The organism is Niveispirillum sp. CC-CTL257 (assembly GCF_059489915.1).
The window spans coordinates 1,618,607-1,632,345 of the sequence record NZ_JCAJXE010000001.1; the positions used below are offsets into that span (position 1 = coordinate 1,618,607).

A 13,739-nucleotide genomic window follows, 5' to 3' on the forward strand; every position below is an offset into this window, starting at 1 on the left:
ATGACCAAAACATTCCCCATTACCCGCAGCGACGATGAATGGCGCCGCATCCTGACGCCCGATCAATACCGGGTGATGCGGGCGCATGGCACGGAACGGCCCGGTTCCTGCGGTTTGTTGCGGGAAAAACGCCCGGGCCGCTTCTGCTGCGCCGGTTGCGGCCAGGCCCTGTTCCAGTCGGGGGACAAGTTCGAAAGCGGCACCGGCTGGCCCAGCTTCAACGACCCGCTGCCGGGATCGGTCGGCAGTACTGTGGACCGGTCGCACGGTATGGTGCGGGTGGAGGTGCATTGCAGCCAGTGCGGTTCGCACCTGGGCCATGTATTCCCGGACGGCCCGCCGCCCACCTTTCAACGCTATTGCATCAATGGCGTGGCGCTGGATTTCGTGGCGGATTGAAAAAGGGGCCGGTCACCCGGCCCCTTTTTTATCTTCACTTCGTCCGCAGAACGCCGCTGATCGGGTCCGGCAGAACGTCAACCCACTGACCATATGTGGGGTTGGGGATGACGATCCAGCGGGTGTTCCACAAATCCTCATGTTCCGCCGCGATGCGGGCGCGGGCCGCACTGTCATCCTTGCGCGTCACGCTCATCATGTCGCTGAACTGATCACCGAAGGACATGACGATGCGGTGGGTCTTGATGACCTCCTGCCGGCGCGGGGCCTTGTCGCTGGGCCAGCCATTCTGGCCCTTCAGCATCAAATCTTCCGGGGCCACGGGACCCAGTCCGACCGCATTCAGATTGGCCAGCGTGTCCGTATGCTGCGGGCAAGGATCGCCGGGGCTGGTGGCGCGGGGGCGGCATTCACGATTGGTGATATAGACCACCCGCACCTTGTTACGGCGCAGTTCCTTCACGAAATCGACAGCACCCGGCATGGGCGTGGCCCCGCGTTCGCTGACCCACTGGTCCCACTGGCCCAGATCGAAATTGCGCGTGCCGGACAGGATGGCGCGGGCCTGATGCGGGCTGTTATCCAGCACCGTCTCGTCCACATCGAAAATGGCGGCGGGCGGCTTGCCCTTGCCGCCATCGGTCTGTTCCAGGGCCGACGATCCCGGCTTCTTCAACGCCGCCGGCAGACGGACGGCAGCCAGGGCATAGGCCTGCTTCGACAGGCGGCGCAATTCCTCGGCCTGCTGCATGTACAGCGTGGCGAGCAGACGCGGATCATCCTCCGGCCCCGGCTTGGCCACCACGGGTGCCGGGGGCGGCGGAACGGCGACGGGGGGCGGCGGTGCCTTGTCGTCGCGGGCGGCAATATTGACGGAGCAGGCGGACAGGGCGATGGCGGAGGCCGCCAGCAACAGGACGCGGATGGATCGCATGTTCATTGCACTTTTATGACAGTCGATTGATGCCCGACAATGCCGCGCCCTTCCCGCCCTGTCCAGTATTGTGGACCGTCAGATCGCCTTGCTGTGCCGCCCACCCTCCGGGTCCAAATGCCGGTCGAACAGGGCCGCCACGGATCGCACCAGCGGTCGTGCCGCATCCGGAATGGTCAGCCGCGTGCCGGTCAGATGCGCCACACCGTCGCCGGCCAGATCGGCGAGCAACCGGGCATCGGGCATAATCGCTTCATGCGGCGTGCCAAAGGCAGCCGCCACCTTGGCCAGATCGACATCGAAACGACACATCAACGCCTCGATCACGGTTGCCCGCAACTTGTCATCCAAACTCATCCGATAACCACGGGCCGTGGCCAGGCCATTGGCTTCAATGGCCTTCAGATAGGCCGGCAGGGCAAGGATATTGGCGACATAACCCTGCGGCAACTTGCCGATGGCAGACGCCCCGAAGGCCAGCAGCATGTCGGCCTCATCCGTCGTGTAGCCCTGGAAATTCCGGCGCAGCGTGCCTTTTTCAGCGGCGATGGCGATGGCATCGTCGGGGCGGGCGAAATGGTCCATGCCGACGCGGACATAGCCCAGCGCCATGACCGCCATCTCCATGGCCCGCAACTGTGCCACCCGTTCATCGGCATCCGGCAATGTTTCGATATCGATCCGGTTCTGGTGCGCCTTGAAACCCGGCATATGGGCATAGCCGAAGATGGACAGACGGTCGGGCTTCAGGCTGATCGCCTGCCGCACCGTTTCCACGCATGACGCCACACTCTGGCGCGGCAGGCCATAGATCAGGTCGAGGTTGATGCCCTGAATGCCGGCGGCGCGCAGGCTGTTGACCGCATTTTCCGTCATCTCGAACGGCTGGATACGGTTGATGGCGGCCTGCACGTCGGGATCAAAGCTTTGCACGCCCAGCGAAGCGCGGGTAACGCCGACATCGCCCAAGGCCTCCACCATATCGGCGCTGAGGGTGCGGGGATCGATCTCGATAGCGATCTCCGCATCGGGCGCAATGCGGAAGCGGGTGCGCAATTCCGCCATCAAGGCCCGGAAGCCCTGTACCGGCAACAGGGTCGGCGTGCCGCCGCCAAAATGCACATGCCGCACCACGGGACCATCAGGCAGCAAACCCGCCACGCTGCGCAGTTCGGTCGACAGGGCCGCCAGATAGGACCAGATCGGGTCCTCATGCCGCACCACCGTCGTGTGACAGCCGCAATACCAGCACATGGATTTGCAGAAAGGCAGATGCAGGTACAGCGACAGGGACGAGCTTGGATCAGCGTCGCGCAGCCAGTCCCGGTAGGTGTCCGCCGTCACCGCATCGGTGAAATGCGGCGAGGCGGGGTATGAGGTGTAGCGGGGCACGCGCTGGTGGCGGTATTTGGCGACAAGGTCGGGACGCATGACGGGGCCTCTGAGACGGCTTCGGTCGGATCGCGGATGGGCCGAACATTGCGCCCGCCGCACCGATGACGCCTTGATCCATCGCAAATGCGGACCCGATGCAGGGCATGACGGCCTTGCGCGGAATGACGGCTTTTGCCACACAGGGCACATGCCTGATCTTTCGCACGAACTTCGCCTGGGCCATGGCCCGGATTTCCTGGTCTGCGGTGTGGACGAGGCGGGGCGCGGTCCGCTCGCCGGTCCCGTCGTCGCGGGCGCCGTCCTGCTGCCCCATGACGCCATTCCCGACTGGTGCGTCGGCATCAATGACAGCAAACAGGTCAAGCAGGCGCAGCGCGAGGCGATGTTTGAACGCATCATCGCCCATGCGCCGTTCGGCGTCGGCATCGCGTCGGTGGAGGAAATCGACGCGGTGAACATTTTGCAGGCCACTTTCCTGGCCATGGCCCGCGCCGTGGACGAACTGGCCGCAAAAATCGGTCGCATGCCGTCCCTGGCCCTGGTGGATGGAAACCGCCCGCCCAGGCTTCGTTGCCAAGTGGAAACCCTGGTTGAAGGCGATGCCCTGTCCCTGTCCATTGCGGCCGCGTCCATCGTCGCGAAGGTGACGCGGGACAAGATCATGGGGCAGTTGGCGCTTCAACACCCCGGATATGGTTGGGAACGCAATCAGGGCTATGGAACCGCCGCCCATCGCGCCGCCATCAAAAGCTTAGGCCCGACGCCGCATCACCGCCGCTCTTTTGCACCAGTTTCCGAACAACTCTCTCTAACTCTCTGACTCTTTTGACTCTTCCAAAATTTTTCTGTTGACGGCGACTCGGGGCCGAATCATTGTCGGCGAAATTCCCCTCCCGAGTCGGCGGCCAAAATCATGAATGAAAAACTAGCGACCAACCGGATTATCGTCGGTGATTGCGTTCAGCTGATGCGGGATATGCCCGCCGGTTCGGTCGATGTGGTCTTCGCCGATCCACCCTATAATCTGCAATTGAACGGCGACCTGATGCGCCCCAACCATACCCGTGTCGACGGGGTGGATGAGGAGTGGGATCGTTTCCAGGATTTCCAAAGCTATGACCGCTTCACCCGCGACTGGCTGGATGCGGCGCGCCACACGCTGAAGGATGACGGCACCCTGTGGGTGATCGGCTCGTATCACAATATCTTCCGCGTCGGCGCCATTTTGCAGGACCTGGGCTACTGGGTGCTGAACGACATCATCTGGCGCAAATCGAACCCGATGCCCAATTTCAAGGGCCGCCGCTTTGCCAATGCCCATGAGACAATGATCTGGGCCTCCAAGTCCAAGGACAGCAAATATTACTTCGCCTATGAGGCGATGAAGGCGCTGAACGAGGATTTGCAGATGCGGTCCGACTGGACCCTGCCGCTCTGCACCGGGTCGGAGCGTCTGCGCGACGAGACAGGCCAGAAGGCACACCCCACGCAGAAGCCGGAAAGCCTGCTGTTCCGCGTGCTGATGTCCTCCACCAAAGTCGGCGATACCGTGCTGGACCCGTTCTTCGGTACCGGCACGACCGGGGCCGTGGCCAAGCGCCTGCGCCGCAAATGGATCGGGATTGAGCGGGAACATGAATATGCCCGCCTGGCCAATGACCGTATCGCCCAGGTCGAAGAGGTGGCGGAGCCGGAACTGCTGGAAGTTACCAACAAGCGCAGCCAGCCGCGCGTGCCGTTCGGCAACCTGATCGAACGCGGCTTCCTGAAGCCCGGCACCATGCTGTTCGATAATCGCCGCCGCCACATCGCCAAGGTCCGCGCCGACGGCACCCTGGTGGCGCAGAACCATCTGGGCGAGCATAAGGGCTCCATCCATCAGGTGGGTGCCGCCATGCAGGGCCTGCCGGCCTGCAATGGCTGGACCTTCTGGCACTTCCAGCGCGAGGGTGCCCTGGCCCCCATTGATGTGCTGCGCCAGCAGGTGATCAGCGAGAAGCACTGATTTCAGAACAAGGCGGGCGACGGTCCCGCCGACCTGATTTCATCCAGTCATTATTTCTGTTCCACCCCCGCCGGATCGCTCCGGCGGGGGTTTTTGCATTTGGCGCATACCTGCATCGCCATGTGATGCAAATCACGCATGCCGAACCCGGACAGGCGTAAATCGTTCGCCAGCGGACATCCCGGCCCCGATCTCTGTCCATTTCCGGACAATCGCCGCCCCGATGTTGTCGCAATCCAAACCACTTATCGCCGAACTCACCACTTTGTAACAACACTCACCTTTTGACCCTCTCTGTATTTTCCAGAATGTGCCAAAAACCCAGTTGGCACGCCCTTTGCTGATACAGGGTCATCGAAAGACACGAACACACGGAGATGAAAATGACGAACCTGACGAACCAGATCGAAGCCGCCGACGAGAACATGCTGAGCAGCTTCCTGGCCTCCCTGCCGACGGTATCCGACCTGATCGAAGCCACGACCGCCCTGGCCATTGGCGGCCTGCTGACGCTGGCCCTGCACACGCTGCTGTAATCCCCCAACCCCACAAACCCCTGAGATAGAGAGAAAATCATGTCCGCCTATATCAACGCCGCTGCCCATGACGCCAACGACATCCTGTCTGGCTTCCGCGCTTCCGTCCCCACATTGGCCCATGTTGTCGAAGCCGCTGGCATTGCTGCCGTCGCCGTCTTCATGGCTGTGCTGGTGAACACGCTGTTCTGATCCATCCGACCCGAAGGAGATATCCCATGTCCGCCATGATCAACGCCGCCGCCCATGACGCCGATGAAGTCCTGTCCGGTTTCCGCAGCTTCATCAAAGACAGCGTCGGTGCCGTCGAGGCCGCGACCGTTCTGTCCGTCGCCGCCTTCATGACCGTCACCCTTAATGCCCTGATGTGACCTTACGGCTTCCTGCCTGCTCGTCAGAAGTGGTCAGGAAATTGGTGGGAAGGTCCCCCGGCACCTCGCGCGGGATGCGCAGAACGGCGACGGTCCCCTTCCCCGACACGCTGTTGACGACGATGCTGCCATTCAGGCGCTGCGTCACCTGATTGAACACCACATGCAGACCCAGCCCCATGCTGCCCGATGCCCGGCGCGTGGTGAAGAACGGGTCAAAAACACGGGGCAGGATATCGGCGGGAATGCCGACACCCTGATCCTCCACCGCAATTTCAACCATGGATGAATCCAGCCGCCGCGCACGCACCAGGATGCGACCCGGACGATCCGGGGCATAGGCATGATCGGCGACATTGGTCACCAGATTGGTGATCACCTGGGCCAGGGCGCCCGGATAGGTGTCCATCTGCACCGACACCACATCCAGCTCGATCCGGTTGCCATTGCCGGCCACCCGGGCCCGGATCAGCGACATGATCTCCGACAGGTAATCATCCAGGTCGAAAATACGGCGCTCATCATTGCCATGGTCGACCGCCACGCCCTTGAAGGTGCGGATCATATCGGCGGCGCGCACCACGTTGCGCTGAGCCAGGGCGGCCAGATCCTGGCCATTCTCCAAGGTATCCGTCAGCAGAGAACGGGTCAGGTTGCCGCGCACCACCATCTCGCGCAGATGGCGGATGCTGTCATTCAGCTGCGAGACGGCGGACAGGGTAACCCCCAGCGGCGTGTTCACCTCATGCGCCACGCCGGCCACAAGCTGACCCAGCGCCGCCATCTTCTCCTGCTGTACCAGCCGTTGCAGCGCCTCACGCGTTTCCGCCATGGCGCGATCCAGCTGCTCATAAGCCTCCGCATTGGCCATGGCGATGGCACCATAGGCACAGATGGTGCGGAAGATCAGCAGCTCACGCGGCCCATAGGCATTGGGCAGTTCGCTCTGGACCGAGACGACGCCCAGCACACGCCGCCCCATCGCCAGGGGCCGGAACAGCACGGTCCGCATGGGGCGTGTATCAGGCGCGCTGCCCCAACTGACCAGTATTTCTTCATTGTCGCGCACGCAGCGGGCAGACAGATTGTCGGACGCCAGCGCCACCTGCCGTGGCGGCAGACGCCGTCCATCCTCCATGCGATAGCGTATGTCGATGATCTGCCGGGCGTCGTCTTTCAACCCCACGAACAGCGTGTTGGCCGGCATCAGATCGTGCAGGTGCCGCGACAGGGTGTCGAAGACGCCATCGCTGTCGAGCCGAGCCGTGATATCCTGCCCGATGGCGCCAAGCCGTTCCAGCGTCTGGTTGGCACGATCCAGTTCAAGGGCACGGGCGGCTTCCGCCTCCGCCAGACGGCGGTGATGCTCGGCGTCCGCACGGGCACGGGCGGTATCGAAGCGGACCTGCAAGGCCTGGATGCGCGCACCGTTCTGCCGGTCGAAATTGCGCTGCCAGCTTTCGCGGGCCCGGCGTTCATAATGCAGCGCCCGCTGGAAATCACCCGCCGCCTCATAGTCGCGGGCCAATTCCTCATAGATTTCGTTGCGGATGGTCATGCCCTTCAGCGCCTCGCCCAGCGACAACGCCTCCAGCAGCAAGGAGATGGCTTCCGACGCGTCTCGTCCCTGGGCGCGGCGCACAGCGGCCAGAACCCGCAACGCCTCGATCTCGTAATAGGGGTTGCCCTGAGCGCCTGACAGGGAGCGGGCGCGCAGGACACGTTGTTCCGCCTCGTCCGCGCGACCCAGTTTCAGCAAGGCATTGGGAATGGCCGAACCCAGCAGCAGTTCCACGTCGGGATGGCCCAGACGCTGCGCGATGGTTTCGGCCTTCTGATACCATTCCAGGCCCGCCGCCGGATCGCCCATGGCGATGCACAGATTGCCATAGGCCGAATAGGCGATTGAATGACGGCGCGAACCGGGCAGCCGGTCAAGATAAGGCAAAGCCTCCTGAAACAGCATCTCGGCGCGCTTATGCTCGCCCAGGCTGGTTGTCGTCTCCGCCATGGAGGACAAGGTGGCGCCCAGCGCCTCCGGCCAGCCCATGGCTTTGGCCAACCCTACCGCCCGCTCCTTCCATTCCAGGGCGGTCGGCAGGTCGAAAAGGTTGGCATAGGCCGCCCCCGTCACGGTCGCCAGATGAATGGCAAGCGTCACCGCCCCCGCCACCTGGGCCTGTTCGAAACCGTCTTCCCAGGTGCGGATGGCCTGCGGAAAATCACCCTGCTGAAAGGCCACACTGCCTTCGCAGGTGGCGGCATAGGCGCGAACGGCCGGATGTTGCAGGCACTCCTTGGAAAGGCTGGTCCCGTCCCAACGGGCCTGTGCCTCACCAGGATTGTGATATTGCTCCTGATTGGTGGCCCAAGCCATAGCCATGGCCTGGCGGAGAGGGTCGGTGCCCCGGCTGTAATGATCGACCGCATCACGCAGTGACCGCAGCGACGCCAGGATTTCCCCGGCCAGCAACAGCGCTTCGGCCCGGATGAAGGCGCAATCGCCCAGGCCGACAGGATCATGAAGGCTGGTGAACAAGCCTTCCGCCTGATCCAGCATGGACATGGCGCGGGTCAGGTCGGCGTGGAGGCGTGCACATTCCGCCTCTATCAGAAGGACGCGGCCATAAAGCCGGTGCGTAGCCTCATCAGCGCCATGAACAGGCGATCCGATGGCCGCCAACAAGTCGAGCGCGGCGGCGGTATCCCGCTGGCGCAGGAACCAAGCCAACCGGATACGAACACCGGTATCACCCTGGCCATTGCCGTCCAGCGCGCCACGGAGCCTGGCGATGTCTTCAGGCAACCCGAAAAAATCGGTCACGCTGTCATACATCACAGGCCGTTGCACAGTAGATCATTCCCGGTTCGAAAGGACCAACACTGGATATCCCGTGACACAGAAGAAATGTAAAGGGGGGATGTGACCATCCCCCCTTTCATTTTATTGCCTTTTACTGCCGGTCGGAGTCCGGTTCGTGCAGTTCGGCGGCATCATGCAGTTCTTCGGCGTCGTGAAGCTCCTTCGCGTCGTGAAGCTCGCCCGCATCATGCAGTTCTTCAGCGTCGTGAAGTTCCTTCGCGTCGTGAAGCTCGCCCGCATCATGCAGCTCTTCGGCGTCGTGAAGTTCCTTCGCGTCGTGAAGCTCGCCCGCATCATGCAGCTCTTCGGCGTCGTGAAGTTCCTTCGCGTCGTGAAGCTCGCCCGCATCATGCAGCTCTTCGGCGTCGTGAAGTTCCTTCGCGTCGTGAAGCTCGCCCGCATCATGCAGCTCTTCGGCGTCGTGAAGTTCCTTCGCGTCGTGAAGCTCGCCCGCATCATGCAGTTCTTCGGCGTCGTGAAGTTCCTTCGCGTCGTGAAGCTCGCCTGCATCATGCAGCTCTTCGGCGTCGTGAAGTTCACCCGCATCAGCGCCGCTGGCGGTGGCAGCGTTGCGGCTGATGCCAACTACATGCTGCTCAGCAGCCAGATGGCCCTCTACGGCCACGTGGTTTTCCATTGCCACGTGGTTTTCCATTGCCACGTGGTTTTCCATCGCCACATGCTGCTCGGCGACGTTCTGTTCGGTGGCCACATGCTGTTCCGCCGTCGTGGCACGTGCGGTGACAGGATCGGCGCTGCGCACGATCTGCAATGCCACGCCGTGAAGGGCCGACGCGCTGCGGTCCGTCAGAGCGGCCTTTTCCTCGGAAGTCAGGCCGCCGAACAGGCTGACATAGGTCTTGGCATCACGGCGATAGGCATCGACGGCGTCGGGGCTGCCGGCCATCTGCGACAGAACACGATACAGAGCCTTCGACGTGCTGCGCTCACGTCCGCCGGGGGCTTCATTCTCCAGCCGGGCGATCGCGTCCATTTCGAACGGGCCATAATCACCACTGGGGCTTTTCGGCAGCACGTCGCCGGTGCGACCAACATTGCCGCCGGGATAGCCCATGCCCAGCTTTTCCGCCATCTCCTCGTCGATTGGCAGAATGTCCTTGGGCGGAAAATAGAAGGAGCAGGCCGGATGCACCGAGGCGCGGACGGCCGGATCGCGATAAGCCTTCAGCGGCCGCCGCGTGATCTGGCTATCCAGCCCCGGGAAGGTGGCACCAAGATAATGGTAGCAGGGGTGGTTCTCGCCATAGATCTCGATCAGGCGTTCGAACAGGATGGCGCGCTTATTATTCTTGAAGCCCTTGACCGAGAAATAGCTGTCACCGACCGACCCCACCTGCAACAGCACAACATGGCTGGAGGTGATGACCGGACGGTTGCGCAGCAGCATGTCGCTGGCTTCCAGAATCTGGCACCCCATGACCGCCGGATCGATGCGCAAATCGGCGAACAGATAGTCGGTGGAGGAGATGCCGGGCAGCATCTCGGTCCGGTGGCCTTCCTTGCGGGCAATATTCAGCGCACGGCGGGCGGGCGACACGAAGAAGCCCGGATGACCATAGAACACGGCCGTGACGCGCTTGCCCTCGCGCACCGCGCGCAGCACGATTTCGGCCATCTGGACATAAGTGATCAGGCGACGCTTATCCTCGCCATAATGCAGGGCGAGATTATAGGCGCTGGGGTTCAGTTCACGGATGAAATTGGCGGTGACGCCATCCGGCACGGCAAAGAATACGGCGTCGGCATCACGGATGTGGCCGATCGCTTCCTGCGTGAAATGCGAAATCGAACGAATGCCGGTGCCAACCACGGTCAGGCTTCCGTGGGTCTGACCGGTAACAAGCGGCTTGGACAAATCGATGGAATTGGGCATCGTCCTTGTTCCCCCTGGGTGCGAAGCTGAACTACGTCAATTTCCAAACGGGCTACGCCGAAGGCGCCATGACCCTAACGCATTCGAGGCATGAATGCATTCCGCAAAATTAGAGATAATGGAATTGCCATACATCTCAGATTTATTACCGGTCATGGGTTTTCACGCCCCGAATACGTGCGTATGCAGGGTTACAATACTATGAATGGTGGCACTATTGCCGATCACCCCTTGCCGCCGGTGGCGGTAATCCTGGCTGGAGGCATGGCCCGCCGCATGGGGGGTGGGGATAAGGGATTGCAGGCCGTCGGAGGCCGACCGATCCTGCATCTTGTCGTCGATAAGGTCCGCTGCTGGACCGACACGATCCTGTTATCGGTCAATGACGACCCGGCCCGGTTCCGGGAGCAGGATTGGCTGACCGGCATCACGCCGGTCGCCGATACCGTGCCCGACCGGCCAGGGCCGCTGGCCGGCATCCTGTCCGCCATGGAATGGGTGGCGACCCACAGGCCGCAACGGACGCGCCTTCTGTGCGTACCATGTGATACCCCGTTCCTGCCCACCGACCTGGGGCCTGCCCTGACGGCTGCCTTGCCGCCGGGAGCCGATGGCGTCGCCATGGCGGTCGGGCCGGACGGCATCCGGCATCCGACCGTGGCCCTGTGGGCCCTGTCGCTACGTCCGGCCCTTCGGGACGCCTTGCAGAACGAGGGGTTGCGCAAAGTGGGGAGCTTTGCCGCCCGACACGGGCGGGTGGATGTCCCCTTCCCCGCCGGACCGAACGGCATCGACCCGTTTTTCAACATCAACCGCCCGAATGATTTGGCCCGGGCCGATCATATCATTCGTAGCGCAGTGCCTTGACCGGCTTTGCCATCGCCACCCGCGCTGCATGGCCCGCGACGGTAACCCAGGCGATCACCATAGCCCCCATACCGGCAACCAGGAACAGCACCGGGTCAAGGTCAACGCGATAGGCAAAACCCTGAAGCCACTGGTTCAGCCCGTACCATGCCGCTGGCCAAGCGATCAGGTTGGCAATCAGCACGGGGCGGGAGAATTGCCAGACCAGCAGACGCACCAGATCAGGTACAGAGGCACCCAGCACCTTGCGGATGCCGATCTCCTTCGTCCGCCGTTCAGCGGTAAAGCTGGCCAGACCGAACAGGCCCAGACAGGCGATGATCACCGCCAGCCCGGCAAAGGCCGCGAACAGCTTGCCCTGGCGCACATCGTCGGCATAGAGCAGTTCCACGCGTTCATCCAGGAAATGGCGGCGCGCCGGCACGTCAGGCACCATTTCCCGCCACAGGCTGTCGATGCGGTTCAAGGTGGCCGACACATCACCGGGGCGGATGCGCACCATCAGCACCCGTGTCTCTGCGGGGTCGGCATGGTAGATGGTGGCGACGGTGCTGCTGCGGGCGGACTTGTACTGAAGATCAGTGACAACACCCACCACCTGCAAGGTAATGTCACCCTCATCTTGCGGGAAGTTGATGGTGCGGCCAATGGCCTCTGCCGGGCTGCCCCACCCGAACTGCTGTACGGCCGTGGCAGAGATGATGGTGGCGGCTGTCCGCCCCTCCACACTGTTGCCCTCCGGCACGAATTTGGGCTCGTCGGCACCGCGCGCCTTATCGAAGGTTCGACCGGCCAGCATGGTAGTGCCCAGCGTTTCGAAATAGCCGAAATCCACCGGTTCGGTGCGCACCGTCATCGTCTCGTTACGGTCGCCGGTGATGATGCCATAGGTGGAGGTGCGTTCCGACGGGTCGGACGGTGCCCAGGGCGCGCCAGCCACCGACACGACCGCCGGGTCGGCCAGCAGTCGCGTCTTGAAGGTTTCCAGCTTCGACCGCGCGGATTCATATTCGAAGCCACGCAACAGCACGACATTCTCCTTGTCGAAGCCCAGTTCCTGGCTGCTGGCATAACGGGTCTGTTGCAATACGACCAGGGTACCGACGGTCAGGCCGATAGCCACCGCGAACTGCCCAACCACCAGGGCAGCGCGCAGGCGTCCGCCACCGACACCAGCGGATTTGTTGGAGCGCAGCACCTGCGCCGGACGGAAGCCCGACAGAACGAAGGCAGGGTAAAGCCCACCCAGTAGACCCAGCAGCACCGACAGGCCCAGCGTCAGCCCTCCCATCAGAAGAGGGCCATGGAAGACCGGATCCAGCTTGATGCCCAAGGCCGACTGGAACGGGTCCAGTCCCATTTCCACGATGGCCATGGCCAGCAGACCGGCCAGCAGGGTGAGCAGCAGGCTTTCCCCCAGGAACTGCGCGATCAGCAGTCGGCGCGGCGCGCCCAGCGTTTTGCGCAAGGCCACTTCGCGGGCCCGCATGGTCGCCCGCGCCGTCGCCAGATTGACGAAATTGATGGCCGCGATGGCCATAATCAGCACCGCCAGCGCCATCAGGCCGGAGATCACCGCCATGCTGGTGCCAACAGCGCCGGGCAGCGGGTGGGTACGGATATCCAACAGCGGCTGGAAGCCGAGTTCGGCGCGGTAACCGCCATCTTCCAGCGGGTTGGCATTGGGGCGGACGCGGGCCATGAAGCCCTTCAGATCAGCCTTCAACCGCTCAACATCGGCACCGGGCACCAACCGGACATAGATGTGCAGCCAGTTGCTGTTCCAGTTTTCCCGCTGTCGTTCCAGGAAGGGCAGCGGCGTTGCAATGGACATCAACGCCTCTACCTCATCCGTCACATTGGAGGGCGGGTCCTTCATGACCCCGGTGACCGTCAGCACACGACCATCGACCAGGGTTACGGTACGGCCCAATGCCTCATGCTCCCCGAAAATCTTCGTGGCCAGCGCCTTGGTCAGTACGGTGCTGTTGGGCTGTGACAAGGCCGTGCGCGGGTCCCCCGACAGGAAAGGCCAGTCGAACAGCCGCAGATAATCGACATCCACAGCATGGAAACTGACATAGAGGCTTTCATCGCCACGGCGCACGATCTCCCGCACACGGCCAAAACGGACGACGGTTTCAATCTCCGAAAATTCCTGCTTCAGTGCCGCCGCCGTGGGCATGGACATGGCGGCATAGGTCGCCGACGGACGGCCGGGCAGATGCTCCGTCCGCACGATGCGCAAGGTCTTGTCGGCATTGGTGAACATGCTGTTATACGACAGTTCATGGCGCACGAAGACCGTGATCAGCAGGGCCGCCGCCAGACCGGCGGCCAAGCCCAAGACATTGATCGTGGTGTAAAGCTTGTGGCGCAGCAGATTGCGCAGCGCCACCATGACCCAGTTCTTTAGCATGTCCCCAGCTCCCCTCTTTCCCCGACCCCAGTCGCCGGTGCCAATATCCGTTGGCG

The 13,739-nt window shown here is 62.7% G+C and carries 12 protein-coding genes; 7 read left to right on the forward strand and 5 right to left on the reverse strand.

Annotated features, from left to right (window positions below; translation table 11 throughout):
* Nucleotides 1–399, forward strand: coding sequence for a peptide-methionine (R)-S-oxide reductase MsrB (msrB, locus tag ABC729_RS07745; protein WP_495607049.1), 399 nt, complete (start codon nt 1–3; stop codon nt 397–399).
* A 34-nt stretch (nt 400–433) separates the two neighbouring features.
* Here msrB and ABC729_RS07750 read toward each other — a convergent pair whose 3' ends face one another.
* Together ABC729_RS07750 and hemN are read right to left on the reverse strand one after the other, a co-directional pair.
* On the reverse strand, nt 434–1,333 hold the full coding sequence (locus ABC729_RS07750) for a 5'-nucleotidase, lipoprotein e(P4) family (protein WP_495607050.1): 900 nt from the start codon (nt 1,331–1,333) through the stop codon (nt 434–436).
* A 78-nt stretch (nt 1,334–1,411) separates the two neighbouring features.
* Nucleotides 1,412–2,764, reverse strand: a complete 1,353-nt coding sequence (hemN, locus tag ABC729_RS07755) for an oxygen-independent coproporphyrinogen III oxidase (RefSeq protein ID WP_495607051.1) — start codon at nt 2,762–2,764, stop codon at nt 1,412–1,414.
* Between the two features lie 151 nt (nt 2,765–2,915).
* Here hemN and rnhB point away from each other — a divergent pair, with 151 nt between their 5' ends.
* The 5 genes from rnhB to ABC729_RS07780 all read left to right on the forward strand — a co-directional run bounded on the left by rnhB (nt 2,916) and on the right by ABC729_RS07780 (nt 5,640).
* Nucleotides 2,916–3,548, forward strand: coding sequence for a ribonuclease HII (gene rnhB, locus ABC729_RS07760; protein ID WP_495607052.1), 633 nt, complete (start codon nt 2,916–2,918; stop codon nt 3,546–3,548).
* A 93-nt stretch (nt 3,549–3,641) separates the two neighbouring features.
* Nucleotides 3,642–4,733, forward strand: a complete 1,092-nt coding sequence (locus tag ABC729_RS07765) for a site-specific DNA-methyltransferase (RefSeq protein ID WP_495607053.1) — start codon at nt 3,642–3,644, stop codon at nt 4,731–4,733.
* 383 nt (nt 4,734–5,116) lie between these two features.
* Nucleotides 5,117–5,269, forward strand: coding sequence for a hypothetical protein (locus tag ABC729_RS07770; protein ID WP_495607054.1), 153 nt, complete (start codon nt 5,117–5,119; stop codon nt 5,267–5,269).
* 39 nt (nt 5,270–5,308) lie between these two features.
* Nucleotides 5,309–5,461: a hypothetical protein gene (locus tag ABC729_RS07775; protein ID WP_495607055.1), complete on the forward strand. Its 153-nt coding sequence runs from the start codon at nt 5,309–5,311 to the stop codon at nt 5,459–5,461.
* A 26-nt stretch (nt 5,462–5,487) separates the two neighbouring features.
* Nucleotides 5,488–5,640: a hypothetical protein gene (locus tag ABC729_RS07780; protein WP_495607056.1), complete on the forward strand. Its 153-nt coding sequence runs from the start codon at nt 5,488–5,490 to the stop codon at nt 5,638–5,640.
* Here the strand turns inward: ABC729_RS07780 and ABC729_RS07785 are convergent.
* A complete protein-coding gene (locus ABC729_RS07785; RefSeq protein ID WP_495607057.1) occupies nt 5,624–8,491 on the reverse strand; it encodes an ATP-binding protein in 2,868 nt (955 codons plus the stop codon). The genes ABC729_RS07780 and ABC729_RS07785 overlap by 17 nt on opposite strands.
* A gap of 103 nt (nt 8,492–8,594) precedes the next feature.
* Complete coding sequence (locus tag ABC729_RS07790) at nt 8,595–10,397, reverse strand: SAM-dependent methyltransferase (RefSeq protein ID WP_495607058.1); 1,803 nt, start codon at nt 10,395–10,397, stop codon at nt 8,595–8,597.
* A 183-nt stretch (nt 10,398–10,580) separates the two neighbouring features.
* On the opposite strand from ABC729_RS07790, the gene mobA reads away from it, so the two are divergent.
* Complete coding sequence (gene mobA, locus ABC729_RS07795) at nt 10,581–11,264, forward strand: molybdenum cofactor guanylyltransferase MobA (protein WP_495607059.1); 684 nt, start codon at nt 10,581–10,583, stop codon at nt 11,262–11,264.
* On the opposite strand, the gene ABC729_RS07800 is transcribed toward mobA, so the two are convergent.
* Nucleotides 11,242–13,683: an ABC transporter permease gene (locus ABC729_RS07800; protein ID WP_495607060.1), complete on the reverse strand. Its 2,442-nt coding sequence runs from the start codon at nt 13,681–13,683 to the stop codon at nt 11,242–11,244. The two genes, mobA and ABC729_RS07800, sit on opposite strands and share 23 nt — an antisense overlap.
* Between the last annotated feature and the right edge of the window lie 56 nt (nt 13,684–13,739).